Origin of the sequence: Nodosilinea sp. LEGE 06152 (assembly GCF_015207525.1) — a bacterium.
GTDB lineage: Bacteria > Cyanobacteriota > Cyanobacteriia > Phormidesmidales > Phormidesmidaceae > Nodosilinea.
This window is the reverse complement of sequence record NZ_JADEWR010000012.1, coordinates 52,317-79,098: the sequence shown is the minus strand read 5'-3', so window position 1 is coordinate 79,098 and position 26,782 is coordinate 52,317. Positions and strand designations below refer to the sequence as shown.

At 58.5% G+C, this 26,782-nt stretch carries 21 protein-coding genes; 11 read left to right on the top strand and 10 right to left on the bottom strand.

The genetic code is table 11. The annotated features are described in order from the left end of the window. Positions 1 to 67: 67 nt before the first annotated feature. Together sbcD and IQ265_RS17110 are read left to right on the top strand one after the other, a co-directional pair. Positions 68 to 1,378 carry an exonuclease subunit SbcD gene (sbcD, locus tag IQ265_RS17115; protein WP_194055793.1) on the top strand — a complete coding sequence of 437 codons (1,311 nt, stop codon included), beginning with the start codon at positions 68 to 70 and terminating at the stop codon, positions 1,376 to 1,378. 70 nt (positions 1,379 to 1,448) lie between these two features. Next, positions 1,449 to 2,411, top strand: coding sequence for a cation diffusion facilitator family transporter (locus IQ265_RS17110; protein WP_194055791.1), 963 nt, complete (start codon positions 1,449 to 1,451; stop codon positions 2,409 to 2,411). Positions 2,412 to 2,560: 149 nt separating this feature from the next. Here IQ265_RS17110 and IQ265_RS17105 read toward each other — a convergent pair whose 3' ends face one another. Further along, positions 2,561 to 3,187, bottom strand: a complete 627-nt coding sequence (locus IQ265_RS17105) for a chorismate lyase (protein WP_194055789.1) — start codon at positions 3,185 to 3,187, stop codon at positions 2,561 to 2,563. A 194-nt stretch (positions 3,188 to 3,381) separates the two neighbouring features. Between IQ265_RS17105 and IQ265_RS17100 the strand changes: the two genes are divergently transcribed. Further along, on the top strand, positions 3,382 to 3,798 hold the full coding sequence (locus tag IQ265_RS17100) for a glutamyl-tRNA amidotransferase (RefSeq protein ID WP_194055787.1): 417 nt from the start codon (positions 3,382 to 3,384) through the stop codon (positions 3,796 to 3,798). 131 nt (positions 3,799 to 3,929) lie between these two features. On the opposite strand, the gene IQ265_RS17095 is transcribed toward IQ265_RS17100, so the two are convergent. The 3 genes from IQ265_RS17095 to IQ265_RS17085 all read right to left on the bottom strand — a co-directional run bounded on the left by IQ265_RS17095 (position 3,930) and on the right by IQ265_RS17085 (position 11,321). Beyond that, positions 3,930 to 5,300, bottom strand: coding sequence for a trypsin-like peptidase domain-containing protein (locus tag IQ265_RS17095; protein ID WP_228038028.1), 1,371 nt, complete (start codon positions 5,298 to 5,300; stop codon positions 3,930 to 3,932). Between the two features lie 166 nt (positions 5,301 to 5,466). Continuing rightward, the gene (locus IQ265_RS17090) at positions 5,467 to 8,643 is read right to left on the bottom strand and encodes a diguanylate cyclase (RefSeq protein WP_194055783.1); all 3,177 of its coding nucleotides are present in this window, start codon (positions 8,641 to 8,643) and stop codon (positions 5,467 to 5,469) included. A gap of 233 nt (positions 8,644 to 8,876) precedes the next feature. Beyond that, on the bottom strand, positions 8,877 to 11,321 hold the full coding sequence (locus IQ265_RS17085) for a hypothetical protein (protein ID WP_194055781.1): 2,445 nt from the start codon (positions 11,319 to 11,321) through the stop codon (positions 8,877 to 8,879). Positions 11,322 to 11,999: 678 nt separating this feature from the next. Here IQ265_RS17085 and IQ265_RS17080 point away from each other — a divergent pair. After that, complete coding sequence (locus IQ265_RS17080; RefSeq protein ID WP_194055779.1) at positions 12,000 to 12,410, top strand: hypothetical protein; 411 nt, start codon at positions 12,000 to 12,002, stop codon at positions 12,408 to 12,410. A gap of 392 nt (positions 12,411 to 12,802) precedes the next feature. Here IQ265_RS17080 and IQ265_RS17075 read toward each other — a convergent pair whose 3' ends face one another. After that, on the bottom strand, positions 12,803 to 14,389 hold the full coding sequence (locus tag IQ265_RS17075) for an NAD(P)H-quinone oxidoreductase subunit 4 (protein ID WP_194055777.1): 1,587 nt from the start codon (positions 14,387 to 14,389) through the stop codon (positions 12,803 to 12,805). Between the two features lie 200 nt (positions 14,390 to 14,589). Next, positions 14,590 to 16,671, bottom strand: coding sequence for an NAD(P)H-quinone oxidoreductase subunit 5 (locus tag IQ265_RS17070; protein WP_194055775.1), 2,082 nt, complete (start codon positions 16,669 to 16,671; stop codon positions 14,590 to 14,592). Positions 16,672 to 17,162: 491 nt separating this feature from the next. Here IQ265_RS17070 and IQ265_RS17065 point away from each other — a divergent pair, with 491 nt between their 5' ends. Next, entirely contained in the window at positions 17,163 to 17,495 is a 333-nt protein-coding gene (locus IQ265_RS17065; RefSeq protein WP_194055773.1) for a hypothetical protein, read from the top strand. Positions 17,496 to 17,634: 139 nt separating this feature from the next. On the opposite strand, the gene IQ265_RS17060 is transcribed toward IQ265_RS17065, so the two are convergent. Beyond that, positions 17,635 to 18,207 (bottom strand): TIGR04376 family protein, encoded by a 573-nt coding sequence (locus IQ265_RS17060; protein ID WP_194055771.1) that lies wholly within the window; start codon positions 18,205 to 18,207, stop codon positions 17,635 to 17,637. 372 nt (positions 18,208 to 18,579) lie between these two features. Here IQ265_RS17060 and IQ265_RS17055 point away from each other — a divergent pair, with 372 nt between their 5' ends. The 4 genes from IQ265_RS17055 (at position 18,580) to yidD (ending at position 21,587) form a co-directional block, all read left to right on the top strand. Next, on the top strand, positions 18,580 to 19,599 hold the full coding sequence (locus IQ265_RS17055) for a hypothetical protein (RefSeq protein WP_194055769.1): 1,020 nt from the start codon (positions 18,580 to 18,582) through the stop codon (positions 19,597 to 19,599). After that, the gene (locus IQ265_RS17050; protein ID WP_194055768.1) at positions 19,596 to 20,645 is read left to right on the top strand and encodes a serine hydrolase domain-containing protein; all 1,050 of its coding nucleotides are present in this window, start codon (positions 19,596 to 19,598) and stop codon (positions 20,643 to 20,645) included. Before IQ265_RS17055 ends, IQ265_RS17050 begins: the two co-directional genes overlap by 4 nt. Positions 20,646 to 20,784: 139 nt before the next feature. Next, entirely contained in the window at positions 20,785 to 21,090 is a 306-nt protein-coding gene (locus tag IQ265_RS17045) for a hypothetical protein (RefSeq protein WP_194055766.1), read from the top strand. 254 nt (positions 21,091 to 21,344) lie between these two features. Next, positions 21,345 to 21,587 (top strand): membrane protein insertion efficiency factor YidD, encoded by a 243-nt coding sequence (gene yidD, locus IQ265_RS17040; protein WP_194055764.1) that lies wholly within the window; start codon positions 21,345 to 21,347, stop codon positions 21,585 to 21,587. Between the two features lie 199 nt (positions 21,588 to 21,786). On the opposite strand, the gene purH is transcribed toward yidD, so the two are convergent. Beyond that, the gene (gene purH, locus IQ265_RS17035) at positions 21,787 to 23,334 is read right to left on the bottom strand and encodes a bifunctional phosphoribosylaminoimidazolecarboxamide formyltransferase/IMP cyclohydrolase (RefSeq protein ID WP_194055762.1); all 1,548 of its coding nucleotides are present in this window, start codon (positions 23,332 to 23,334) and stop codon (positions 21,787 to 21,789) included. Between the two features lie 317 nt (positions 23,335 to 23,651). On the opposite strand from purH, the gene IQ265_RS17030 reads away from it, so the two are divergent. Then, a complete protein-coding gene (locus IQ265_RS17030; RefSeq protein ID WP_194055760.1) occupies positions 23,652 to 24,227 on the top strand; it encodes a GNAT family N-acetyltransferase in 576 nt (191 codons plus the stop codon). Positions 24,228 to 24,322: 95 nt separating this feature from the next. Here IQ265_RS17030 and IQ265_RS17025 read toward each other — a convergent pair whose 3' ends face one another. Further along, complete coding sequence (locus IQ265_RS17025; protein WP_194055758.1) at positions 24,323 to 25,072, bottom strand: creatininase family protein; 750 nt, start codon at positions 25,070 to 25,072, stop codon at positions 24,323 to 24,325. Positions 25,073 to 25,417: 345 nt separating this feature from the next. Here IQ265_RS17025 and IQ265_RS17020 point away from each other — a divergent pair, with 345 nt between their 5' ends. Then, positions 25,418 to 25,729 (top strand): DUF6679 family protein, encoded by a 312-nt coding sequence (locus tag IQ265_RS17020; RefSeq protein ID WP_194055988.1) that lies wholly within the window; start codon positions 25,418 to 25,420, stop codon positions 25,727 to 25,729. Positions 25,730 to 25,738: 9 nt separating this feature from the next. On the opposite strand, the gene IQ265_RS17015 is transcribed toward IQ265_RS17020, so the two are convergent. Then, the gene (locus IQ265_RS17015) at positions 25,739 to 26,779 is read right to left on the bottom strand and encodes a hypothetical protein (RefSeq protein WP_194055756.1); all 1,041 of its coding nucleotides are present in this window, start codon (positions 26,777 to 26,779) and stop codon (positions 25,739 to 25,741) included. Positions 26,780 to 26,782: the final 3 nt, after the last annotated feature.

Here is a 26,782-nt window from a genome sequence, read left to right as displayed (position 1 = left end):
GGCCATTCTCAAACCTGAAACCCTGAACCTTGAACCGTGAGCCCTTTCTAGCCGCTATCATAGCCCCATGATCACCCTTCTCCACCTGTCCGACATCCACATGGGCAGCGGGTTTGCCCACGGTCGCCTCAACCCCGAAACCGGCCTCAACACCCGCTTAGAAGACTTCATTGCCGCCCTCACCCGCTGCATCGATCGCGCCCTGGCCGAGTCGGTCGATCTGGTGCTGTTTGGCGGCGATGCCTTCCCGGATGCCACGCCGCCGCCCCTGGTGCAGCAGGCCCTGGCTAGTCAGTTTTGTCGGCTGTCGGCGGCGGGCATTCCTGCCGTGCTGCTGGTGGGCAACCACGACCAACACGCCCAGGGATTGGGGGGTGCCAGCCTGTCTATCTATAGAACGCTGGGCGTGCCGGATGTGGTGGTGGGCGATCGCCTCGAAACCCACCGCATCGACACGGTCAGCGGCCCAGTACAGGTGGTTACCCTGCCCTGGCTGACCAAATCGACCCTGCTCACCCGGCCCGAAACCGAGGGTCTGTCGATGACCCAGGTGAATGAGCTGCTGCTCGATCGCCTGCGGGTAGCCCTGGAGGGCGAAATTCGCCGCCTCGACCCCGAGATTCCTGCCATTCTGTTGGCCCACGCCATGGTCGACACCGCCAGCTATGGAGCCGAGCGGTTTTTGGCCACCGGGCGCGGGTTCACCATTCCCATGGCCATGCTGGCCCGGCCCTGCTTTGACTACGTTGCCCTGGGGCATGTCCACCGTTACCAGGTGCTCTGCGAGCACCCCCTGATGATTTACCCCGGCAGCATCGAGCGGGTCGATTTTAGCGAAGAGACCGAGGCCAAGGGCTACCTGCTGGTGCAGGTGGCGAGAGGCCAGGCCCAGGCCGACTTTTGCCCCCTGCCGGTGCGACCCTTCAAAACCATTGAGGTTGACCTCACCAACACCGACACCCCCCAGCCTCGCCTAGAGCAGGCCATTGCCAGGGCCGACATTGCCGATGCCGTGGTGCGCTGCCTCTACACCCTGCGCACTGACCAGGTCGACCAGATCGACCAAACCGCCCTCGAAACCACCCTGGCCGCCGCCCACACCTACAGCCTTCAGCCCGAGATCAAGGCTCAAACCAGCCGCAGCCGCCTGCCTGAGCTGGGCACCGACAGCACCCTCGACCCCCTAACCGCCCTGAGTGCCTACCTAGCCAACCGCGACGACCTCGGCGATATTGCCGAGGGCATGCTGACCGCCGCTGCCGCTCTGATGGCCGACGAGGGCGACGCCGAGCTACCCTTCGAAGACGTCGATCTATCCCTCGACGATCTCGATAGCCTCGCCCTCGAAGAAACGGCTCAGCAGCTACGTTTGCTGTAACTGCCTGCAGAATCACCCCGTGCAGTACCATTGAGCCCAGACCTTGAGCCCAGTGGAACCCTGACTGCCCATGAACGAGGGCGAGTATCAACGCCGCATTAGCTATCGCCTGCTGCTGACAACCCTGTGGGCTACCCTGCTGCTGCTGGCCGTGCAGGCCATTGGAGGATGGGCCAACCAGTCGCTGACTCTGCTGGCCGAGTCGTTGCACACCCTGGTCGATGGCTTTAGCACCGTGCTCAGCCTGGTGGCGGTGACATCGCCCCAGCGGCAGATGGGCCGCGAGGTGTGGGGCCACGGACGGGCCGAAGTGGCGGGCACCCTCATGCTCTGCGCCTTCTTAGGGTTTACCGGGGTTAGCCTGCTGTTTATTGCTCTAGGGCAAATAGTTAGCGCCCTGACAGGGGCCGAGAACCCGTTTCCGGTGGCGATTGACTCTCAGGTGCTGCGGTTTACGGCGGCGATGGTCATTCTCAACGTGGCCCTGGGTATTTACGCCAGCTACCAGGCTCGCGGCCTCAGCAGTCAGGCCCTCAAGCTGAATTCACGGCACTTTTTAGCTGACGCCTGGCTGAGCATTGTGATGGTGGGGGTGCTGCTGGCGATCTGGCAGAACCAGCGCTGGCTCGACCCGGCCTTTGCCCTGGTGCTGCTACCCCTGGTGGGCCGCAGCCTGTGGCGGGTGCTCAACGACCAGTTGCCTATGCTGCTGCGCCCGACCGCGATCGCCCCCGAGGCGATCGCCCACATTGCCACCCAGGTAGAAGGCGTTACTCGCTGCACCCGCATTCGATCGCGGGGCATGGTGGGCCGCCAGGTGTGGATTGAAATTCACCTGGTGCTGCACCCTGAGCTTGTAGAATCGGCCGAGGCGATCGGCGAACAGATCGACGCCCTGCTGCGCCAGCGCTACGGCCCCCTGCGCACCCAGGTTTGGGTCGAGCCCGCCCGCACCAGCCGAGACGCCTATTTTGAACCGGGGATGCCGAATTACCTGCCGCCCTCCTCCAACGGCGGCGAGGATTGGGCCTAACAAATTTTCTTGAGGTGCATTGCTGACACGACTGACTTTACGAGTAAGTCCTATGTGGTGCATTGCTAGCGCGCTGGCGGAGCCTCGCTTTAGCGTTATGCACCCTACCCCCTCATCTCCCTCACCTACCCATCCACTCACTTATACACCTACTCACCCACCGTCGGCCCACTCTGCATTGGCCCCAGGTAGCGGGTTAAGTAGGGCGAAAAGACTTCGTAAATCAGCGTCAGGGGTTTGCCCCGGTGCCAAAACAGGTAGTGGCGGCCCCAAAACGGCCCAGGTAGGCCAAAGGCCTCTTCTAGTGCCTCAGAATCGCCGTAGTAGATGCCCTGAATATCGCGGTACAGCTCGGTGCGCAGGCGGGCCAGGCTGGCCCAAATCGGCAGCGACTTATTTTGCAGGTACTCATCGACATGGCTGGCCTCCCACCAGGAGGAGGCGTAGGCGAGGCGCTGACCTGAGGCGGTGCGCAGCCATACCTGACGACGCAGCCGGGGGCCAGGCACCACCCGAATAATATCGGGGGCACCGTCGAGATCCATACCCACCAGCGACATATCGATCACGTCAACTTCGGTGCGATCGCGCGTTAGCAGCTGTAGATGGCGGGTGGGCGAGCCATCCCCCAGCAGCAGTATTTGCCAGGCGGGGGCTAGCTGATCGTGGGGCAGCCCTTTTTGCACGGTGGGCTGTCCGGCCTGCCAACGCGGGCGAAGGGCGTGCCAACCGCAGGGCACCGCTGGATCGATAAGGGGCTGTAGGGCAGAGGCCAAGGGTGTTACAAAAATTCACGTCTTACCCCTATGCTATCGCGACGGCATTACCCTTTCCAGCCGAATCTAAAGAATCGGCCTGGGCTACATTAGAACCTATCCGACAACGCCCTGTAACCTTTGAACTGTGGCCTCAGAAACTTGGTTTTCGGATAAGTTCTCGGGCAGGTTATCACCTAGGGGAGTGCGCCGCCATGGCGGAGAAAATCAAGCTAGCGGTCAACGGCACCCTGATGCGGGGGCTGGCGCTGAACATCAACCTGCTGGCGGTAGGGGCTGAGTTTCTCTACGAGACGGCGACCACCCCCGACTACCGCCTGTGGTCGATCGACGACATTCACCCTGCTATGGTGCGAGTGAGCGATGGCGGGGTCGCCGTAGCCCTGGAGGTGTGGCAGGTGCCCCCAGCGGGGCTGGTGCAGGTGCTGCTGCAGGAGCCACCAGGGCTGAGCATTGGCAAAGTAACCCTGGCCACGGGCGAAACGGTGCTGGGGGTGCTGGGCGAACCCGTGCTGTGCGAAGGCCAGCGGGAGATCTCGGCCTATGGCGGCTGGCGATCGTACTCTGCCGCGCTGGAGCGAGAGACTAAACCACAGCCGCAGCGATTGTAAACGTCTTGTTTTGAGCCTTTTATCCGAACGAAATCTGCACTGAGCAACCCTGATTCAAACTGCGGATTCTGTAGGGGCATTGCACAGTGCAATGCCCCTAGCGGTCGAATGCACCCAACTGGGATGCGATATTACTCAACGGTCAGCAGGTAGCGCCCGCGCTCGCCCGGCTGAAAGCTGTTTACCAGCACGCTATAGGTGCCGTTACGAGGCAGTTGAACGGCAAGCTGCGAGTTGGTGGTGTCGGGGCTGGCGTCGTCGTTTTCGCCCAGGCGGTTGCGGGCGTCGTCTACCACAATCAGGTAGGTGTCAAAGTCGGGGCTTTCGAGGCGAATCAGCACCGTTTGCCCGGCCCGACCCTGGAAGGTGAATTCTTGGTAATAGGAGCCATCCTGCAGGGTGCGATCGCCCGGTCCTAGAGCCCCCTGCTGCCTGAGGCCCACACCGCTGGGTCGAGCGGGGGCCTGTCCATTACCGCCGCCCTGGCTCAGACGCAGCTGGTAACTGCCCGCTTCCCCCTGGGAGACTGTGTTGGCCAAAATCAGGTATGACCCGGTGTAGGGCAACTGCGTGGAAATGCGGGCGTTGAGGCTACCGCCGCTGTCGTCGTCCTGAATGGAAAAGTCGTCGCGATCGGGGGCCAGCAAAATCAGATAAGAGTCTACATCCTGGCTGCTCATGTCGATGGTGATGGTTTGCCCCGCCTGCCCCTCAAAGCGGTAGGGGTTATAGAAGCTGCCGTCGGGCAGCACGTTGCTGCTGTCATCGAGCCGGCCCTGCACCACCGCGCCTGCTGCGATCGCGGCGGGCTCGCGGTTGGTGCGGCTAGTGGGAGCCGTAGCCGTGGCCGTACCCGATCGCACCGAAGCCAAAAATGTCTGCACCACATCGGTTGGAATGGCAAAGCCAATGCCCACGTTGCCGCCGCTGTTGCCGGTGGTAAAGATTGAGGTGTTGACGCCGATTAGCTGGCCGCTGCTGTTCAGCAGTGGCCCGCCCGAGTTACCGGGGTTGATGGCTGCATCGGTTTGAATCACGTTGCGCTCGGTATCGATGCGGCTGATGATGCCCACCGTGAGGGTGCCCTGAAGCCCAAAGGGGCTGCCAATAGCAAAGGCGCTCTGGCCCACCCGCACTGAGTTGAGCGGCGCAATGGGCACGGTGGGCAGCCCAGTGGGGTTGCCCCGCAGCCGCACCGCCGCCAAGTCGAGACGATCTTGGCCGTAGCCCACCACGTCGCCCTCGAAGGTGCGTCCATCGGACAGGCGCACGGTAACGACGCGATCGCGGCCTACCACGTGGGCATTGGTGAGAATCAGGCCGCTGGCATCAATAATGCTGCCGCTGCCGCCACCAGTGCGGGTGTTGATGGCTACCACAGCCGGGCTAGCCTGCTCGTACACTCGAATGGTGGTGGCCTCGTCGACCGTCGACTGAGCCAGGGCTGGGGGTAGACCTGGGTTGAGGCTACTGGGCGGAGCGATCGCCGCAATGCTTGCCATTAGAGCCCCTAGAGCCAACGAACCCGATGCCAATCGCTTCACTGTTGCCTGTACCATATAAGCCCTAAATAATTCTTGTAAAAACCCACTACCGAGCTGGGGGGAGGTAGTACCTGATACCTACTATCTACCTTGCCTTCCCCTACTGTCAGGATATATCTCTAGCTCAGGATGCACCGGAGCTAGGGGCCACTTTTGCCGCAGGCACCGTTGCCGCGACGACCCGGTTGCGGCCCTGAGCTTTGGCCTGGTAGAGGGCGGCATCCGCAGCCCGAATGACCTCTCCCTCGGTAAGGCCGTGGACGGGGTAGCTGGCGACGCCCAGGGATGTGGTTAGCGCCCCCAGAGCGAGCCCCTCGTAGCTCATCTGAAGTTGGCTAATTGCCTGGCGAATTTCCTCAGCTCGCACCACTGTTACCTCAAGGGACGACCTGGGCAGCACCAGAAGCATTTCTTCACCGCCGTAGCGACAGGCTATGTCTGAGCCACGGACGCTGTCGAGCAAAAGCTGCCCCACCGCTTGCAGCACGCGATCGCCTGCCGCGTGGCCATAGGTGTCGTTAAACCACTTGAAGTGGTCAATATCGAGCATAATCACCCCAATCGGGTGGTGGTGTCGCTGTGCCTCCTGGATGGCTTGCGCCAGGGATTCTTCCAGGTAGCGCCGATTGAACAACCTGGTCAGCGGATCGCGAATGCTCTGCTGCTTTAAGGTTTCGCGCAGGTGCAGGTTGGCCAGCGCCAGCGATAGCTGCTCGGCCACAGTGTGGGCCAAATACCGCACCGACTCAGAAATGTGGGGGGCGCTGAGGTAAAACAGGCCCAGCGGTTCGTTTTGAGCCAGCAGGGGCAGGCACAGGGTCGCGATCGCCTGGCTGCTTTCGGCATGGCTGCATTGCAGGCCCAAACAGCCGAGGTCAACCTGGTGCAGGTTCCGCTCGCCCAGAGCGCAACAGTCTAAAGGAATGAACTCTGCCGTGGAAGATGGCGCTGTGCCCCACACGGCAACTCGTTCAACTCGGTAACGGGCATCGCTGAATATAAAAATTCCGCCACTGCTGCCCGGAAACAACGGTGCTACCAGGGCCGCCAGAGCCTGGTGAGCCGCCTCTACCGACAGACAGGTCTGGAGAAAATCGCTCATTTTTCCCAAAAGCCGCATGTCTTCATTGCGCTGCTTTAGCTCATTCAGGCGACTTTCTAGCTGTTCGTTGACCTGCTGTAGCGCTTGCTCAGATTGCTTTAGAGGCGTGATATTGCTAAACGTTACCGCAAAGCCATCCCCCAGTTTGACGGCAATATTTTCAAACCAGGTGTCGATGCCGTCGTGGCTGTAGTGAAACTGACGCTGCACGGCTTCTCCGGTTTCAACCACTTGCATATAGAGGTCAAACAGCCCGTCGGTTTTGTTTCCAGGCATTTCATCTAGCAGGCGCTTACCTATTAAATAATCTGCGGTGCGCCCCACTGTGGTGCAGGCCGAGGGGTTACTGAGCAGCCACTCAAAATCTACAATCGCACCTGTTTTATCCCGCACTGATCTAAAGGCCATGATGCCGTCTAGGGAGCTATTTAGTACGCTGGCGAGCTGCATTTTTGAAGTTTCTAGAGCAGCCTGAACAGTCACCATAGCCGTGATGTTCAGGTGACTGCCCACCATACGTATCACCTTCCCAACGACATTTTTTTGGTGAATAGCTCGGCAGAGGACGTGGACAGTAGAACCATTCTTGTGGTGAAGTCGCTGCGTAATTGAGAATTCCCTCACCCTGCCGCTGTTGTAATCATCAATGAGGCGTAGGGCAGCGTCTCTATCTTCGGCAAAAATGACGGATTCCCACATGGCAAGGCTGTTTTCAAGCTCGTGGTCGGCGTAGCCCAGCATCGCTTTCCACTGAGACGAAAAGTAGATGTCACCTGTCTCCAAGTTCCAGTCCCAGTAGCCTTCGGAGGAGGCCTGGAGCACCAGATCGAGCTGGTCTTTAGTATTTTGCAGCTCCAGTACAGCCTGCATGTGTTCGGCTTCGCGATGTTTGCGATCGCTCACATCGCGCACAATCACCAGACACTCCTGGTCGCCACAGGGAGCCAGACGAACTTCTTCGTGGCAGAGTTGACCGTGCTTTTCGATCTGGTGCTCCCAAACCTGAAGCTCGCCAGTTTCCATAGCACACTCAATGCGCTGGAGCTGGTGATGGAGTAAATCGGGGGGCAAGACCTCTGACAGATGATTGTAAACCGGCAAAAAGGTGCCTGCTGCTGCATCGACGGGGGGCAAAAAGCTCAGGCAGGTGCCATCGCGCCCCACCCGCAGCAGCAAGTCAGGTATAGCGTTGAGAATGGCCCGGTTGGTCACCTCGCTCTGGCGCAGAATGATCTGCATCTGCTGCTGACGGATTTCGGTCTGCTTGCGATCGCTGATGTCTTTGTGGGTGCCAATCACCCGCAGGGGTTTGCCGTGTTCATCCCACTGAACCACCTTGCCGCGATCGAGAATCCACTTATAGCTACCGTCTTTACAGCGCATCCGGTGCTCGTTTTGGTAGATTGCGGTCTCGCCGCTAAAGTGTCGCTGCAAATCGGCGTAGCATTCGGTTTTATCGCCAGGGTGAACGCGGCTGTCCCACTCATCCAGGCTGGTGCCAATTTCGTGGTCTTCATAGCCCAGCATGGCCTTCCACTGGTGAGAGAAAAACACCTCATTGGTTTGGGCGTTCCAGTCCCACAGGCCATCGCCTGCGCCTTCGATGGCAAACTGCCAGCGAGCCTCGCTGTCCCGCAGGGCCGCCTCAGTTTGTTTTAGCTCGGTGATATCTATGGCGATGCCACCTACCGAGGCGATCGCCACTCCCGAAGAGCGCACCGGAAACTTGCGCACCAGATAGGTATGAGTGGTGCCATCGGGCAATGGAGCCTGTTCTATGGTTTCTAAAACCGCCTGGTGGTCAAGCACCCACCGGTTGTTTTGGAGATAGGCCTGGGCCAAAGCGTCAGGAAACAGGGTCTCGATCGATTGACCGATGGCTTCCTGCTCACTCAGGTTTACCACCGCTAGCCAGGCCGAATTGGCATAGGTCATCTTGCCCTGGGCATCGGTAATCCAGAACAAACTCGGCGCATGGGCTACAAACGCTTCAAACTGAGCCTGAAACGGGTCGGTTGCTGTGGGCAACTTGGCGGCAAGGGGCTGCGGTTGATGCGATGAGCCATTCTCACCCCTTTGCAGTGGCATCTGGATCTGATGGTGACTCGCCTGGCGCAGGGTCGCTACCTGATTTTGCAAATCAGCATTCTCAGCCTGTAGCTGCTGCACCAACCGCCTTAGATCATCTACCTCAGCCATAGTGTAGACGCACCTCTAAACCCTATTGCCTATCTGTTTGTATTCCCAACCTCGGAGCCTAAGGTTATTTCAGCGAAAAATTCTTAAAAATTCTCCAGCGACAGTCAACAGTTCCTGACTAACTAGGTGAGCCAACAACGACCCTGGGTGATGCGGTACTAAAAAACGGTTTAGCGAGATTGTCTGTGATGCCTAGACAGGTATAGGGCTCGCCCAGAACGGTGGTAAACCCATTACCAGTCAAGCTTGAGCTGCACCTCAACCGTGTTGCTGCGGGTAGATAGGGCATTGCCCAACAGATCTGCGCCGTAGCGGTAGAGGGTGTTTTGCCAGGACACCACCAGGTGTGGGCTGAGGCTACCCATTTGCAGGGCAATATCCGCCGCCAGACCGTACTGGGGAGCGCTGGCGGCGTTGTTAAACGGAGTCCAAAATCCGGCCAGCCTCAGGTCGGGACCGAGGTTAAAGGCCGCGTCGAGGACGGTGCGGCTGGCCTGGGAGTTAGGCAGCAGGTCACCAACCACCTGGGTAGCGCCCAGGGTAAAATCGCCCAGCTCCAGACGGGCCTGGAGGGTTACGTCGCTGCCCTGACCCTGCTGCTCGATGTCTTGCAGAGTCGTGTTTTGGTCGAGCGCCCAGTTAAAGCCAGTGCCCAGGGTCAGGTTTTGGCGATCGCCCAGGGGCAAGCGCTGGCTCACGCCCGCTGAGAGGTTGCTGTAGCGATCGTAGCTGGGGTTGATGTAGCCAATTAGCCCGGCCTGGTAGGCAAAGCCGTCGGTGGTTTGCCCCTGCACATTGGCTCCGCCGTAGGCCTGCAGGGTGGGGCCGGCCAGGGTGCCCGCGTAGTAGCGAAAAATGCTTGACTCGCCCGTGACGTTGCCCGTCAAGCTGAGGTGGGGGTGGTAACTGATGCGATCGCTCTGCACAAAGCGATCGAGGCGATCGCCCTCTTGGGCAAACAGGGTGAAATAGTTTTGGGTATAAGCATTGCTCAGGCTGCTGCTGGCAAAGGTTTCGCCGTTGACCACCGAGAGCACCTGCGGCGCATTGAGGCTACCGCCCTCACCGCCAGCCGAGAAGAGGGTTCTAGGCGGGCCAACGTTGGCAAAGCGACGGCTGGCCTGGTAGCTCCGCTCGGTGACGGGCGATAGCCCTAGCCAGACGGCGTTGAAGTTTGCCCAGGGGGCGTTTTGGCTGGTTTCTGCGGGCGTGGCCGAGTGCCCCACGCCCGCCTGGTACAGCGTCAGGCTGTTGGCTGGAATGCGGGTATTGTTGGCAGCAAAAAAGAGCCCCTGGTTGAGGTTAGGGTTGCTAGGCGCGTCGCTGTCGGGTACGAAGGGCTGCACCTCGGGCAGCAGCAGGGCGATCGCCGCCAGGGCCAGGTTGATGACGGGCTGATCGGCATCTAAAACCACGGCGGGGCCGCGAATGGTTCTCGCCAGGGCGGCCTGGTTGGCGTTGGCGACCACCGTTTGAAATATCTCAGAGTAGGCGATCGCAGGTACAGTATCGAACTGCTCGTAGCGCTGGGCTGTGCCTGCGGCGGCGCGACTGTTGCCCGCCAGGGTGGTGGTGTTGGGAAAGTACAGATCGAGCCCCAGGGCCTGCCCTTCGGCCCCGCCCTGAAACCCAGGCGCTTGAATGGCCGCCAAAGAGGCCGGACTAACCACATCGCCAACGTTGCTGGTCTGATCAATCTGGGTTGGCTGTAGGGTGTCGGGGTCAATGCGATCGCGATCGGTGACCAGGCCGGGGGTAAAGGTACACACCGCGCCGCTGCCGTCTAGGCAGTCAGCCAGCAGTGTGGTTTGAATCTGCTGGCCCAGCACCGTAACCGGATCTTGGCGAGAAATACTGAGCTGCCGCTGGCGCAGCACGGTTTGGCCCCGCAGCAGGCGTTGAGACTGGCGCAGAACCGATACGTTGCCCACCGTGGTGCTACTCTCCAGGGTGCGATCGAAGACAACCCGGCCCGAGAAGCCGAGGTTAGTGCTGCGATCGTTTCCCAGCTGTACCCCGATCGCCGCTCGGCCCGTCTGCTCGGCCTCAATTAGCTCGCCATCGACCGGAATGCTGGTCACCACCGGGCTAAGCGCATCCGGCGCGATCGCCGTAGGAGGGGTTCCCTGGCGCTGATTCTCAGGCGTGGCCACGGGGGCGGCCGGAGCATCAGGGCGGCTACCTATCGACGGCGATCGCGAGAATCGGGGCTGTGCAACCAGCTCTGGTTGGGGCTGGGCCAAATCGCTGGCCTGGGTGCTCACCTCAGTCAAGCGATCTACCTCTGGGGCGGCGATTGGGGCCTCAGCACAGTCTGCCGAGGAGCAGGTTGGGGCGATCGCCGACGCCAAGACGGCCTGATTGGCGGAACGTTCAGGGCTAGCCTCGCCCCCTACCTGCGCAGCATCTGCCCGCTCAACCGTCGATTGGGTTTGCCCATGGCTTTGCCCCCCGCTCTCCGTCAGCACCAATGCGCTGCTGTCAGCGGCGGATCTAGACGCGCTTCGAGAAAATACCACCGTGGTCGTCTGTTCTGGGGGCATGGCAGCGGTAGATGACACTACCGCTGCTTCAGGGGCAGGCGCAGGCAGCGTCTGGTCGAGGGGGTCTTGAATAGGTACTTTTCTCTCCACAGGCAGGGCAACGACATTGCCCCAGGCTGGCGTTGACAGGCCCACGGCATAGACTCCTGCCTCTAGTGCTAATAGCAGGGGAGTGGAGGTAAACCCAACTGGTTTAGGGACCAAACCTGAGGTAATCAAACTCTTTTTCATTTAGAAGAAATTATATTTATGCGATCGCTTTAAACCAGACCCAAAGCTAGACGTGAGGTTTTGCCAACAGGAAAAACCTTGGTTTGTGGCCAGATTGGCTACAGGAGCCAAAACTCCTCATCAATCTTGACAATAGGACAACAGCAATACTGCCGCTAAAACCTACAAGAACCCACAAGAAAGACTAAAAGAAATCTGTCGAACAACAATAGATAAGATTCAATCACGACCATGCTTTTTAACGCCAAACTTTGTTGTTTCAACAATGATTCAATTGGCCTATCGCTTAGTCTTTCAAACCAAAAAAATAAAAATCCGCAAGATTCTAACGGTTCACACTATCTTCATGGCAAAAAGGTAATCTTTGCGGAACTCACCGATGTTTTTTGGTTCCTTTACGAAAAAATTGCCCTACAGCCCTTAAGTTAGTCTGTGGAAGTGCAGCTACTAGCAACTCAAAAACTTGGATATAGGCTCAGGGCCTATCCATCAGTTTCGGTTTTTATCTATTCAATTGTTTGGTGATGCGTCGATCTTTTGCGACGCCGCCTTGTCTATTAGTTCTCAGCAGGAGCTTTTTCAATGTCTCAAATCAAAGTTTTGAGTGTACTTGCAACCCTTGCGATCGCTGGTTTTGCCAACCCTATCCAGGCGCAAGAGATACCCTCTCAAATTTCGACCTCGGTTGGCTTTACTCTGGCTCCTAACGGCGCGGTTAGCAGCCTGACGCTGTCTACGGCGCTAAGCGATACCTACACCTTTAGCTCTGCCATCAGCAACAACGGTGGCGTTTACACCGAAGCCTTTGCGTCTAATACCAAGCTAGAGTTCAACAACGCAGGTCTGTCCCAGGGCATTGCCAACGGCAGCGCCATTTCCTACGAGGGGGCTACGGGCGGCCCATCCACGGTCACAATCGTAGCGCCTGGGCCTACCAACGTCACCGTTGAACCCAACGTAGGTCAGCCCGCCATGCTTCCCCCCGACAAGTAGCCCCTGTCCACAAACGCATGGGTTATCCCCTCAACCGTCGTTGAGCCATACCTACTGCACTGGCCTGGGATAGCCATCGCTATAGCCGAAAACCTATATCGGTAGCCGAACAGCCCAATACCTGAACACTACCAACCCTGTAGGAGTCTTAATAAAGCCAACACTGTAGCCATATATAGCGTTGGCCAGTTCGCTTAGGACATCAGTAACCGCCATTGGCGAAAACTCGGGCGGCGAACTGGCATATAGCCATCGTCAGGACGGTTAGGACATGCCAGAGCTTCTGGAGCGATGGCTATAACCTCACCCGCTTAGCCTATACAACAATCCCTCCCGCTGGATTCAGCAGGAGGGATTGTCGTGATTGGAGGGGCTGTACTGAGGCGGAGGGTCTACTGGCTCACCGAGGGTGCCTTGAGCACCGGCAGCGCGGCGAGCGGCACAGCACTTTCAGTACCAGCGCTGCTGACAAATACCTGACTTAAGCGCGCCGTGAGCTTCTGCGTGGTGGCGTCGTAGATTTGGGTCAGCATTTTGGGGTAAAAACCAAAGCCGATAATCGGCACCAGCAGGCAGGCGATGATAAACACCTCACGCGGTTCGGCATCGGCCAGCACCTCGTGCTCGACCAGCTCCTTGTTTTCGGGGCCGTAGAAGATTTCCCGCAGCATCGACAGCAGGTAGATCGGCGTGAGAATTACCCCGATCGCCATAAAGATGACGGCAATCAGCCGGAAGGTGAAGCTGTAGGCATCGCTGGTGGCAAAGCCCACAAACACCATTAGCTCTGCCACAAAGCCGCTCATGCCCGGCAGCGCCAGCGACGCCAGCGAGCAGGTGGTGAACATAGCAAAGATCTTGGGCATCTTTTTGCCCACGCCGCCCATCTCATCCAAGATCAGGGTGTGGGTGCGATCGTAGGTAGCCCCCACCAAGAAGAACAGGCTGGCCCCAATCAACCCGTGGGAGACCATTTGCAGCACCGCGCCGCTCAGGCCCAGGTTAGTAAACGAGGCGATCCCGATGAGCACAAAGCCCATGTGCGAAATCGACGAATAGGCAATCTTGCGCTTCAGGTTGCGCTGAGCAAACGAGGTCAGCGCCGCATAGATGATATTCACGCAGCCCAAAATCACCAGAACGGGGGCAAAGTAGGTGTGGGCATCGGGCAGCATACCCAAGTTCATGCGAATCAGGGCGTAGCCCCCCATCTTGAGTAGAATGCCGGCCAGCAGCATGTGCACCGGGGCCGTTGCCTCGCCGTGGGCATCGGGCAGCCAGGTGTGCAGCGGAATAATCGGTAGCTTGACCGCGTAGGCAATTAGAAAGGCAGCGTAAAGGAAAAGCTGCAGCCGCAGGGGATAGACCTTCTCCGCCAGCGCCCGCATGTCGAAGGTAATGGTGTCGCCGTAGAAGGCCATCGCCAGCGCCGCCACCAGAATAAACAGCGACCCACCGGCTGTGTAAAGAATGAACTTGGTCGCTGCGTAAAGCCGCTTTTTGCCACCCCAAATCGACAGCAGCAGATAGACCGGAATTAGCTCCAGCTCCCAAAACAGGAAGAACAGCAGCATATCCTGCACGGCAAACACGCCGATTTGGCCGCTGTACATGGCCAGCAGCAGGAAGTAGAAGAACTTAGGCTTGAGCGTTACCGGCCAGGCCGCCAGGGTGGCCAGGGTGGTGATAAAGCCGGTCAGCAGCACCAGGGGCATCGAGAGACCGTCGACTCCCAGCGACCACTTGAGGTCGAGCTGAGGTACCCAGGTGTAGCTCTCGACCAGCTGTAGGCCGGGTTGACCAAAATCGTAGTTGAGGTAAAAAGCGGTCACAATCAACACGAAGTCGATCAGGCCTACCGAGAGGGCGTACCAGCGCACCGTCTTGCCGTTGTCGTCGGGCAAAAACGGAATCGCCGCGCAGGCCACCAGCGGCAGCAGCGTAACGGTAGTCAACCAGGGAAAAGTCGCGAGGTCCATAGAGCTTCTCGTCGCGGTATCAGAAGGGGCAAAAGTGGGGCTTGGCTATGACTCTAAGGTTGAGAGAAAATTAAATGAGTTTTTATACACAAGGAAGAAAAGCTAAAGGAGTAGATGGGTAGGGGGTGGATGGGCAAGGGGGTAGGTGAAGCTCAAAGCATTAGGCAGTACGGCATCACAACCCATCCACCCTCACACCCTTACGTCACTCCCGACAGCAGCACCAGCCCCAGCACCGCGCCAAATACGATCAGCGCGTAGAACTGGGCGCGGCCATTCTCTAGGTATTTCAGACCTTCGCCCGTGACCAGGGTAACCAGGCCCGCCAGGTTCACCAGGCCATCGACAATTCGGATGTCGATTTCGAGCACCTGCTTAGCCAGCTTGCGGCTGCCCTGCACAAAGACAACCTCGTAAATGTCGTCGATGTACCACTTGTTCAGCGACAGGTTGTACAGGAAGGGGATCTTGGCCGCGATCGCCTTCGGGTCAATAGCCTTGGTGCGGTACATCAGCAGCGAGATGATAATGCCGACTACAGCGATCGCAACCGAGCTACCCGCCATCAGCACAAACTCGTTCCAGTCAAAGGCCTCTGCCGACTCCAGGGCTTCTACAACTTCCCCAGGGGGATGAATGAAGGCCTCGAAGTAGTTGGCAAAGGGCGTACCCACCAGACCAATCAGCACTGAGGGCACCGCCAGCGCCAGCAGCGGAAAGGTCATCGAAAGGGGCGACTCGTGGGGTTCGTGGGCGTGGTGCCCATGCTCGCCGTGATCGTCGTGGTCTGCGTCCAGGGTAAGTTCCTGGGGGTTCATGGCCCCAGGGCCGAGGGATGCGCCCATCTTCTGAAGCTGCGCCCGCTTCAGGTCGCGGCGAATGCCTTCGTCGTTGCCTCGAAAGCTGCCCTCGAAGGTCGAGAAGTACATGCGGAACATGTAGAAGGCGGTAATACCCGCCGTCAGCCAGCCCACGGCCCAAAGGGCAGGGTTGACGGCAAAGGTGGCCCCCAGAATTTCATCCTTCGACCAGAAGCCCGCAAAGGGTGGAATGCCCGAAATGGCCAGGGTGCCAATCAAAAAGGTGATGGCTGTAACGGGCATGTACTTGCGCAGGCCGCCCATCAGGCGCATATCCTGCGCCAGGGCCGGGTCGTGGCCCACCACCGCCTCCATACCGTGGATCACAGAGCCAGAACCCAAAAAGAGCATGGCCTTGAAGTAGGCGTGGGTCATCAGGTGAAACAGACCGGCGCTGTAGGCCCCTACACCCATAGCCATCACCATGTAGCCCAGCTGCGACATAGTCGAAAAGGCCAACCCTTTCTTGATGTCGTTTTGGGTAATGGCGATGGTCGCTCCCATAAAGGCGGTAAACGCCCCGGTGTAGGCAATCACCGTCATCACCGCAGGGATGTGCTCGAAAACGGGGTACATGCGCGCCACCAGGAACACCCCCGCCGCCACCATCGTCGCCGCGTGAATCAGCGCCGAGATGGGGGTAGGGCCTTCCATGGCGTCAGGCAGCCACACGTGGAGCGGAAACTGGGCCGACTTGGCCACCGGACCCATAAACACCAGAATGGCGAACACAGCGGCAATGCTGGCGGGCAGGCTGCCCACATTCACCATCTCGGTGAGGCGATCGCCCATGACGCCAAAGTCAAAGCTGCCGGTGGCCCAAAACAGGCCTAAAATGCCGAGCAGCAGGCCAAAGTCGCCGACCCGGTTGGTGACAAACGCCTTTTGGCAGGCATCAGCGGCGGGTTTGCGGTTGTACCAGAAGCCGATTAGCAGGTACGAGCACATGCCCACCAGCTCCCAAAACACATAAACCTGGAGCAGGTTGGGGCTAATCACCAGACCCAGCATCGAGGAGCTAAACAGGCTGAGGTAGGCGTAGAACCGCACGTAGCCCGGATCGTGGGCCATATAGCCATCGGTGTAGATCATCACCAGGAAGGCTACAGTGGTGACCACCACCAGCATCAGCGCCACCAGGTGATCGATGGTATAGCCCATCTGAATACTAAAATCACCCGCCGAGGCCCACTCAAACATGGCCTGGTAGGGGGCATGCCCCTGCCACTGGCTCCAAAAAATTAAAAATGACAACACCATTGCCGCCCCGGTCAGGGAGACAATGAGCGCCGCTGAAGGTTGTCTGAGCTTACTGGTGGCCTCGCCGTAGGAGATTAACCCCACACCGACAATGGTTGCCCCAATCAGCGGCAGCACTGGTATCAGCCAGGCGTATTGATAAAGCGTGTCTACAGAATCCATCTTGACTGCCTACTCCAAGAGCTTGAGTGAGTTGGCAAAAAACCGCTTACATTCTGACATACCGTTTCCCAAGGAAAAGTCGGCGTAGTAGCAAAGTTGGGGTGTGAGAAGCGCGATCGCCCGTCAAATATCCCCCCCTAGAGCCAGCCAGAGCAGCACCTGATTGCCTCAAAAGGCTTGCCGTAAGGCTATTTTGGCGATCGAACGGTCAGGGACGCCTTTTTCTTAAGAAAGATGTCCAATTCTGGCAACAATTGATTGATCGCAGCAAAACTCAGCCCTTAAGCCATAATTAATCTGCCTTAGGATCTATATAGATAGTCCAATAGCTGAGCCTTTAATAATCTATAGCTGTCGCCGCGATCGCCAGAACAGCTCCACATAGTCTTGAAGTGGTTGAAGTGAGCTGTTTCCAAGCGATCGCTCAGCCAGCGCCGTAGGTCAATCCCAAGAACTGGCCCCAGCCCCCCTGAAGAACCTGTTTCGCTGCTATGAAGCTTTGGCTAGTTTGCTTTCTAATTCTGTTCTTTGGGGCGGAGGCCGCCCAGTGGCTGGGGCAGTTGCCCTGGGTGGGCAGCACTGAACTATCGCTGCCGCTGACAGTTGCAGGCGGCATTGGCCTTGCGATCGCCTCCAACTACCGCCACTGGCCCAGCCTGGGCGCAAGCGCTGAAAAAGCTGAGTCTCCGCCTCTGCCAACGGCCCCGCCGCCACCCAGTACACCKGTTGCCGCTTCCGCCCCGCCGCCCAAGGGCAGCCGCAGCACAGATTCGATTTCCTTTGAAATTAAGAAACCACAGGGGAAGAAGGATGAGGGGATGTAGACGCGAAGCGGCTTCCCGTAGGGGAAAATGCGGGGTGTAGACATGGAGCGACTTGTCGCAGGCTGAAGATAGATAAATTCAAAGTGCAAAATTCAGAGTGCAAAGTTCAAGATTTTGAATTTTGCACTTCCCCACTCCCCTACCTCCCCATACCCCGCTTCATCTCCTCCAGCTCCTGCTCCGTCTCCCACCGCTGAAACGACTCCTCAAGCGGATCCATCGGGTCGCGGCCAAACCCGTCAAAGGTGGTCTTGGCCCAGCCGGTGTCCCAGCTGGTGCGCTGGGCGGTGCGCTGGGCCTGGGTTTCGGCAATTTTGGCTTTGAGTTCGCGACGGCGATCGTGAATTTCTTTTTGCAGGGTGCGGGTTTGCTCGATCTGGTCTTTCACCCCCTTGAGCTGGCCCCAGTACTGGTTGCCCTGGCGCAGCAGCGTGGCCTCACGCTCTTGGGCCGCTTTTACTAGGTCGGGGCGGTTAGCCGTCTGGGCGTGCTGAATACGGCCGTGCCAGCGCTGAATATCTTGAGCCGTGGCGAGAATGCTGTCTTCGAGCTGCTTTTCGCGGCGCTTGAGATCGCCTAGTAGGCGAATCGCATCTTGCTCCTGGCCTCGCAGCTGATCCTCTAGGCCCCACAGCTCTAGGTGAGGGTTAGCCTTGAGAAATTCGTCGAGCCGGGTTTCGAGAAATCGGCTCAGGTCTTCAAAGAGGCCCATGGTTTACTCCTGCCGCAACGCCTTTATTCAGAATAACGGTTCTGTGAAGTAGCCTGCGGGCGGCTCTAGCTCAGGTTTAAACCCCCAAGCTAAGCGGGCTAGAGCCAAGAACGACAGAGGCATAGGTTGAGGACGTCTTGAGCATCGATACTGGGCTAATTAGGCTACCCTTGCCCCAGCAGATAATTTTTCTCTCATTCCAACAAAGTCTTGCTTGTCTTTTCGGATCGTTGCGAAAAGTGAAGTTTAGTGAATTTAACGCACGCTTTTTCGGAGTTCTATCAAGTTAGCTCACCGCGCTGGGCTTACTATGGCTTTTAAACTGGTTTTAAACAGTTGTTCTAGCACTCTTTAGCGTCGTTGTGTGTTCCTATGGTGTCCAATTTCTCGATACCGGCCACCCCGCAAGTGGGGCTTCTAGAAAAAGTTAGCACTCCAGACAAAACCGAAGTTCTCTCGCTTTCAGAAGTTTGGGCCAAGAAATACATCAAGGATCTGCACCGTCAAGATCAGGTGCTGCTGAGTTTAGACCAGTCCCAAACCAGACTGGATGTAGCCCAAAAACTGATCGATATTTTGCGCTCGGTTAGCGCCCGAGCCTGGAACAAAACAGAACTACTGTTGTCCCACGAAATCAGGCGTCACCAAATCAACCCTGATTTAGTTGATCCCTGGGCCATTTCTAAAGATGTGCATCTGGTCTATGAAGAAGCGCTGGCCGCCTACGCTAAGGGGGTTACGCCTCAGCGTTTTTCGGTAGCCGCTTCAAAGCAGTTGGGGGCTATTCGCCAAAAGCACACGGCGGTTGACCCTAGAGTGATTGGGTTTGTCAGCATGCAGTTTCACTACTGTGGTCAAATGCTGTCGGCACAGGCCTCAGAAACCGAGCGACAAGCGCTGCAAAGCTACTTTAAAGTGGTTGACGATCTGCTGTATATGCCCCTACACCGGGCCTACACTGCCGCCGCTAAATACGATTACCACCATCCTCGTCTAGAAACCGTGCGGCTGGCGTTGCCGGCCACCAGCCGCATTGCTAAGAGCATTGTGAATCAGGTGATCAAACTTTGCCCTGATTACACCAGCTATACTGGGCCACTAAGCAACGACACTGTACGCACCTCCAGCACCCGCGATGTGGAGATGTTTCAGATCTATTTGTGGACCTGCATGCTGGAGAATAATATCTCTGCGATCGCCCAGGAACTCTTCCCGCTTTGCGTCATGCTGTACCCCACGCTAAAGGTAAACTGGGGCTTGGTGCGGCTGATGGTGAACCTGCTCGACCAGGAGCTATCGGCCTGCGTGGGGTCAACCAATGTTCAATACTACGACCCTCACTACAACGCCTTGTTAAAGATGTTCTCACCGTCTATTTTTCCAGAAATGTGAAGGACGTCTTAGGACAGTTAAGGGCAGCGGTTGGCCAAATACTGCGTGACGCTGTGCTGCCGGGAGCGGCGATCGCGGCCTACATTGATGGGCAGCTTGCCCTCGAAACCAGCATTGGCGATCGCGATTTACAGCGCACCGTTCCGCTGCCTGTCGATGCGCCCTTCTACATCTACAGCGTCACCAAAACCTTAATTGCAGCGGCGGTACTGCACCAGGCAAATACCGGACGGCTTGATTTGGAGAGCCCAATTCAGCAGTACTGGCCAGATTTTCCGGTTGATACACCTATTACCCTGCGCCAGATCTTGAGCCACACCAGCGGCCTGCCCGACTACGGCGGGGTAGCGGACTATCACGAAGCCGTGAAAGCTTCCCCTGGTTTTCCCTGGTCGTTTCAAGACTATCTGAATGTGGCCCGCACTCGCGAACTGCTGTTTGACCCAGGGACGGGCTGGTCGTACTCCAACATTGGCTATCTGGCGCTAAAAACGCTGCTAGAGCAAATCACGGGGCGATCGCTTCAGGACATTTTAGACGCGCTGTTCTTTACCCCTCTCGGGCTAAAGCAAACCTTTGTCGCCACCTCCTTAGCAGATGTCGTCAACCTGACTCCCGGCTACACCCGCGCCTTGGGCGGCAATGAACGTGTCAATATGGCCCAGCGCTACCATCCTGGTTGGGTGTCCCACGGCGTGGTCGTGTCTACCGCCGCAGAGCTGGCCGCTATGATAGATGCGCTATTTGCAGGGCAGATCCTCGACTCGTCGCTGGTGGAGCAAATGGCGCAGCCGGTTTATAGCTTGGGGTCGCATCCACCCCTACAAAACGTGGGCTGCGGTTTAGGACTGTTTATGGATACTGACTCCCCCCACGGCCAGGTGGTAGGGCACAGCGGAGGTGGGCCAGGTTATTCGATCGCGGCTTTTCACTTCTCGTCGCTGGCGGGTTGCCCCACCACCATTGCGGCTGCCACCAACCAGGAAGGCGACAACATTGCAGTAGATGTGGCTTACGCGGTAGCCCGCGCCCTAGCTGAGGCATAACCAATTGCTACAACTTGTCAGCCGGTGGGAATTTGCGCGGCCCAGCGGGCAATCTAACCCTATAAAGTCTAGGTCCGCCCCGGAGACTGTTATGACCAGCAAACGCGCCCCCCGCAGAATTTTTCCTAAAGTGAGCACCATGCCACGGCCACAGACCGCAGCAGCTCAATATCTTGACATGTACAAGCTCACCGTCGAGAAAACGCGCCTTCAGCAGGAGCTAGAGTACATCGACGAGCGCCGCCAGCAGCTGTGCGATCGCCTGACCGAGATCAACCAGGCCATCGACGAGCTAGACGCCAAGTCGACCGTGCTGCGCCAGCCTGCTCAACCTGCCGCTAGACCGCAGGGAATGAACTTTGCCCCCACCGCCAACGTGTACCTGCCAGAACGCACGACTCAAGCTGCGCCCGACACCTACAACACCCTGATGCTGGACTATTAAAGAGTTTGGCTTCGACTAAAGAATTTGGCTTCGACTCCGCTCAGCCACCAACCGCTGGCTGAGCGGAGTCGAAGCCATAGGTCTCCGTCAAGAAAACTACTCGATAGCGTGAAGTCAAAGCCATAGGTCTCCGTCGAGAAAGCTACTCGATAGCGCGGAGCCGAAGCCCCAAGTCTCCGTCGAAAAAGCTACTCGGTAGCGCGGAGCCGAAGCCCCAAGTCTCCGTCGAAAAAGTCACTCGATAGAATAGAGCTATGAAGCGACTTCTTCTTCTGCTCATTCATGGCTATCGACGGCTAATTTCGCCGCTGTTTCCGCCCACCTGCCGGTTCAACCCCACCTGCTCGCAGTACGCGCTGACCGCGATCGAGCGGTTTGGGCCGGTGAAGGGCGGCTGGCTCGCGGCGCGACGGATCACGCGCTGTCACCCCTTTCACCCCGGCGGCTACGACCCGGTGCCAGAGGGAGTCGCTGAGGTCGAGACAAGTCGGGAGTAGGTGCGTGGGTAGGTAGGCAAGTAGGCGGGTGGATGAGTAGGCGGGTGGATGGGTACTACGTAAATCCCTGATTCCCAACAGGCGGCTTGCGTAGGAGCAAACGGTGTTTGCCCAGCCCGACTGGGGTTAGCCAAGGTGGATTGAGCAATAGGTAGTAGGTAGGGTGCATCCGCAGAGCGATGCACCGCTTGAGGATCTCCTAATGCAAGAAATGCCGCACGCCGGTCATCGCCATAATCAGGCCCAGCTCGTTGGCGGCTTTGATCGAGTCCTCATCGCGGCGACTGCCACCGGGCTGCACCACGGCGCGAATGCCCGCAGCGGCGGCGGTGCGCACAGAATCGTCGAAGGGGAAGAAGCCGTCGCTGGCCAGCACCGCACCCTGGGCTTTTGCGCCCGCCTGGGTCAGAGCAATGCTGACCGAGCCCACCCGATTCATTTGCCCAGCACCAATGCCGAGAGTTTGCTGCTGGTGAGTCACTACGATCGCATTCGATTTCACATGCTTGACCACGCGCCAGGCAAACAGCATTTCGGCTAGCTCGGCCTCGCTGGGCTGCGCCTTGGTGACGATCTGCCAGGTAGCGGGGTTATCGCGGTAGGTATCGGGGGCTTGCAGCAGGAATCCGCCCGCGATCGCAGTCACCCCCTGCTTTGGCCCCGTCAGCAGGTCCTCCAACACCAGCACCCGCAGGTTCTGCTTTTTGGCCAGAATGTCCAGCGCTGCCTCGTCACACCCCGGCGCAACGATACATTCTAAAAACGTACCCGTCAGCTGCTGAGCGGTGTCGGCATCAATAGCGCGGTTGAGCACCACAATGCCGCCAAAGGCTGAGACATCGTCGGCATCGTAGGCGCGGCGGTAGGCGGTGGCAAGCGTGTCGCCCATCGCCACGCCGCAGGGGTTAGTGTGCTTGAGCACCGCCGCCGCCGGACGGTCAGCGGGAAATTCTGCAATAATCCGCCGCGCCGCCTCTAGATCGACCAGGTTGTTGTAGCTCAACTCTTTGCCCTGCAACTGCTCGGCTCCGGCCCAGCCGGTGGGGGTTGATCCGGTTCTGTACCACGCCGCCGTCTGGTGCGGGTTTTCGCCATAGCGCAGGGTGGCCTGCTGGCGACCCGTTAGCGCCCACTGCTGGGGCAGGGCATCGGCTTCGCTGGTGGCTTCGGTCAGGTAGGTGGCGATCGCCTGATCGTAGCTGGCCGTATGCCAAAATGCCGCCCGCGCACACTCCTGCCTAAACTCCAGCGGCACCTGACCATCGCTAGCCCGCAGCGCCTCCAGATAAGGCCCATACTGCTCAGCGCTGCACAGCACCGTCAGGTAGGCGTGGTTCTTCGCCGCCGCCCGCAGCAGCGTTGGCCCGCCGATGTCAATATTTTCGATCGCGTCGGCCATCGTCACGCCGTCTTTTGCAATCGTCTGCTCAAAGGGGTAGAGGTTTACCACCACCAAATCCAGCGGGCGAATGTCGTTATCGGCCAAATCTTTTTGATCTTCTGCCAGATCTTGCCGCGCTAAAATGCCGCCGTGGATTTTGGGATGCAGCGTCTTCACCCGCCCGCCGAGAATTTCGGGCGAGCCGGTGTAGTCAGATACTTTGGTGACGGGGAGATTGGCCGCCGCGATCGCCTTTGCCGTACCACCGCTGCTGATTAGGTCAAAGCCAAACTCTTCGACCAGGGTTTTGGCCAACTCCACCAGCCCGGTTTTATCGGATACGCTCAACAGTGCCAGGCGCGCCATAGCTCTCTAGTCCTCGATTTTGCAGACCCTATACTATCCCGAAACCACCCGTCCACTCCCTTTCTCCCGACGGGAGACGCTAGCGCGTTGGTGAAGCCTGTCCATAGGACAAACGACTCCGCTCAGGGACCATCACCCGTCCACCCCCTTTCTCCCTACGGGAGACGCTAGTGCGACCGACTTCGCTCAGGGACCATCACCTATCCACCCACCTACCCATCCACTCTCTCCCATGGCACCATAGCAATGCCTTTCTCACCACAGGATGATCTGCTTTGCTCAATTCAAACCTGGGTGGGCCACTACTATGGGCAGCGATGATCACAAGACGGCCAGAGCTAAAGACTGAGCGCCTGCTGCTACGCCTGGGCACGCCAAACGATATTCCGGCGATTTTGGAGTACTACCAGCTCAACCGCGCTTATTTAGAACCCTTCGAGCCACAGCGCCCGGCCAACTTCTACACCCACGAATTTTGGCAACCTGTGCTGGCCTCTCGCGAGAGTGACTTTCGCAATGGCTTTGCGGTCAAGCTGCTGATGTTTCTGCAAGCGGAGCCCAAACCATTGATTGGCACCATCAACCTCAACACCATCGTGCGGGGCGCGCTCTACGGAGCCACCCTCGGGTACAGCCTCTCGGCCCAGTACCAGGGCCAGGGCTACATGACCGAAGCAGGCCAGCGGCTAATCACCTACGCCTTTGGTGAGCTAAACCTGCACCGCATTATGGCCAACTATCTGCCCCACAACCACCGCAGCGCCAACGTGCTCAAACGCTTGGGCTTTCAAATCGAGGGCATTGCTCGCGACTACCTATTCATCAACGGCCAGTGGCAAGACCACGTGATGACCAGCTTGGTTAACCCCCACTGGCAGCTACCAGATCTATAAGTTTCAACGGCCAGTGCTAGAGCAGCAGCGATCGGTCTCTGCCGTATGCCTGATTACCACTGACGCTGGCCGACGTTGAGAACGTATATAGACGTTTACTCCGCCGCCAAGAAGGCTAGATAGTCGCTAGTCAGGTCTTTCACCGCCGCCTCATAGAGCTGCTGGCCGTGCTCCGGGGTAGCCAGCGCCGGGTTCGACCCCATCCGGCCGTCGGGGTAATGCTGGCGAAAGTCGGTGGGGCTATAGATGGCGTGCCCTCGGGGGGCAACCTGCGGCTCTAGCGGTGCGTGCTTGATGAAATCGGGGTAGGCGTACTGCGTCAGCGCTACTTCGCTGGGGGTGGCGTGGGAGCCCTCCTGATCGCCGTAGAGTTCCTTCGCCAGGGTATACACCGACCTAGCCATAAACCAGTTGGCCGTCGTGCAGCGCACCCGCTCGGCATTGGGAATTTGGTCGTGGGCGAGGGAAGTGTAGGCTTCGGCAAAGGCGGCCTTCAGGGTGGCGATATTGCCGCCGTGGCCATTGACGAAAAAGAACCGAGTAAAGCCGTGGCGCACCAGGGGCGTGAGGTAGTCAAAAATGACGGCGATGAGGGTGCTGGGGCGCAGGGTCATGGAGCCGGGAAAGGCGGTGTGGTGCAGCGCCATACCAACGTTGATGGTGGGGCCAACCAGGGCGTTGGCGGCCTCGCCTACACCCTTAGCCACCACCTCGGCGCAGATGGCGTCAGTGCCAATCAGGCCGGTGGGGCCGTGCTGTTCTGTAGAGCCAATCGGCAAAATAATGCCCGACGACTGAGTCAGGTAGGCCTCAACTTCGGGCCAGGTGCAAAGGTGCAGCAGCATAGGGACAAGACCGAGAACAGGGCTAATTTCTCACTATAGCGCTCGCCCTCAGCCCCCTGTGGGCAAGCGAACGTAAGGCTTGTTACACTACAATTTCCGCTTCACTGATATGAGAAGAATGAATGCCTCGGGGAATGTTAAGGTACAGAACCAGGGTTAGCTGCGATCGGTAGCTGCTGGCCATCTACCCAAACTGCTGACGCGTAGTTTAGCCAGAGCGAGGGCACAACCACAGGGCTAGGCAAAGCCTGTGATACAAGACACCCCCGTTTCAGCTGGGTGAGCGCTCCCCTCCGCTAGTGAAGCGACATGAGCGTTGATGTTACCTGTGAAGGAGCCGCGATTATGCTACACCGCAAGATCTATCAACTCTGTTGTGATGGTCAAGATGTGTGGATTTTTCTACGGGATCAACAGCGTTGGATTGAGCGGGCGAAAATTTTAGATATCGAGGGCGATCTGGTCACCTTTCGCTACGAAACTGAAGAAGACGACGAAATTTGCTCGTGGGAAGAGATGGTGCGCATCGAGAGCATTGGCGCTGTCACCAAGCGCCTGGCGGCTGTACCCCGTGGCGATGTCGAGATCAATGTTTCAGAGGATTGCCCAGAGACCGAGCAGCTGAGCGACCCCTACCCCGAGTCAAATGACCATTGATGACAGCCCCTAGTTGGCGGGCGGCCCAGTGGGGTCGGAGAAGGTGTTGATGTAGCCGTTGCCGCTATAAACGCCGGGCGGTCTGGGAGCGGAGAAGGGCGGCGGGGTGGGTTGGGGCAGCGGTGTGCTGACGCTATTGTTGAGCGGGCCGGGCTGCGATCGCCCCGGCCCATTTCCCGCTGGTGCCATCGCCGGAGAGCCAAAATCTAAATTTAGCCGAGCTGGCGCGATCGCCCCTGGCTCGGGTGCCGGTACCGCTGGGCTGGGCGACAACCCCGGCGGTTGTGTGTAGCCGGTAGTACCGGGCGGCGGCGACATCTGTGGCGTGGTGCGAATAAAGCGCTGGTCGACCCCAGGCAGACTGCCTTCTACCATCCAGGGTGGTGGTGTCAAGCCGCTGGTGAGTGCTTCGGTAGAACTGGCCGCTGCTGCTCCGGTTTCTGCGGCGGGTTCCGCACGGGTAGATTGTGCCGATTGCGATCGCCTTTCGCTAAGCGCCTGCTGTAGCGGGCTAGGGGGCAGCGCCTCGGTGGACGCGGCTCTAGAGGGCTGGCGTTGGCCGGGGGCAAGGGTTGACGGACGGTTTTCAATGGCAATGTCAGATTCCCCTTCACCTGTCGCACCGCTGGGAGCAGGGCTAAAGCGAAAGCGGCTGCGCTCCAGGTATTGAGTGAAGGGGCTGGCGGTGCCTTCGGCTGGTGCGGCCTGGGGAAGGGCCAAACGGTCTGCGTCAGCAGCGGGCGCTTCTAACAATGCCGTAGACGTGGTTGGCTGCAGGTCGTTAAGCAGCAGGGCCAGGTTGTCAATTTCGGCCAGATCGGCCAGGTCTTCATTGGTTAGAGCGCTGAGGTCGGTGCCAGAGTTGACCGCCGGACTGTCAACCCCAGCATCGTATCGGCTGCGCCACTCGGGATGGCCGAGGTACTGGGGCACTACCACCGCCCCCAACCCCAGCGCTGCCAAAGTGCCCCACACCACAGGACGACGGAGGGGGCGACTGATAGCCTTAAGGCGTACCAGACGGTAGCGCACAGCGGGGGGAAGAGGCATAGC

Coding starts and splice junctions, on each gene's coding strand:
- sbcD (WP_194055793.1), top strand. CDS start 68: ATGATCACCCTTCTCCACCTGTCCGACATCCACATGGGCAGCGGGTTT.
- IQ265_RS17110 (WP_194055791.1), top strand. CDS start 1,449: ATGAACGAGGGCGAGTATCAACGCCGCATTAGCTATCGCCTGCTGCTG.
- IQ265_RS17100 (WP_194055787.1), top strand. CDS start 3,382: ATGGCGGAGAAAATCAAGCTAGCGGTCAACGGCACCCTGATGCGGGGG.
- IQ265_RS17095 (WP_228038028.1), bottom strand. CDS start 5,300: ATGGCAAGCATTGCGGCGATCGCTCCGCCCAGTAGCCTCAACCCAGGT.
- IQ265_RS17090 (WP_194055783.1), bottom strand. CDS start 8,643: ATGGCTGAGGTAGATGATCTAAGGCGGTTGGTGCAGCAGCTACAGGCT.
- IQ265_RS17080 (WP_194055779.1), top strand. CDS start 12,000: ATGTCTCAAATCAAAGTTTTGAGTGTACTTGCAACCCTTGCGATCGCT.
- IQ265_RS17075 (WP_194055777.1), bottom strand. CDS start 14,389: ATGGACCTCGCGACTTTTCCCTGGTTGACTACCGTTACGCTGCTGCCG.
- IQ265_RS17070 (WP_194055775.1), bottom strand. CDS start 16,671: ATGGATTCTGTAGACACGCTTTATCAATACGCCTGGCTGATACCAGTG.
- IQ265_RS17060 (WP_194055771.1), bottom strand. CDS start 18,207: ATGGGCCTCTTTGAAGACCTGAGCCGATTTCTCGAAACCCGGCTCGAC.
- IQ265_RS17055 (WP_194055769.1), top strand. CDS start 18,580: ATGGTGTCCAATTTCTCGATACCGGCCACCCCGCAAGTGGGGCTTCTA.
- IQ265_RS17045 (WP_194055766.1), top strand. CDS start 20,785: ATGCCACGGCCACAGACCGCAGCAGCTCAATATCTTGACATGTACAAG.
- yidD (WP_194055764.1), top strand. CDS start 21,345: ATGAAGCGACTTCTTCTTCTGCTCATTCATGGCTATCGACGGCTAATT.
- purH (WP_194055762.1), bottom strand. CDS start 23,334: ATGGCGCGCCTGGCACTGTTGAGCGTATCCGATAAAACCGGGCTGGTG.
- IQ265_RS17030 (WP_194055760.1), top strand. CDS start 23,652: ATGATCACAAGACGGCCAGAGCTAAAGACTGAGCGCCTGCTGCTACGC.
- IQ265_RS17025 (WP_194055758.1), bottom strand. CDS start 25,072: ATGCTGCTGCACCTTTGCACCTGGCCCGAAGTTGAGGCCTACCTGACT.
- IQ265_RS17020 (WP_194055988.1), top strand. CDS start 25,418: ATGCTACACCGCAAGATCTATCAACTCTGTTGTGATGGTCAAGATGTG.
- IQ265_RS17015 (WP_194055756.1), bottom strand. CDS start 26,779: ATGCCTCTTCCCCCCGCTGTGCGCTACCGTCTGGTACGCCTTAAGGCT.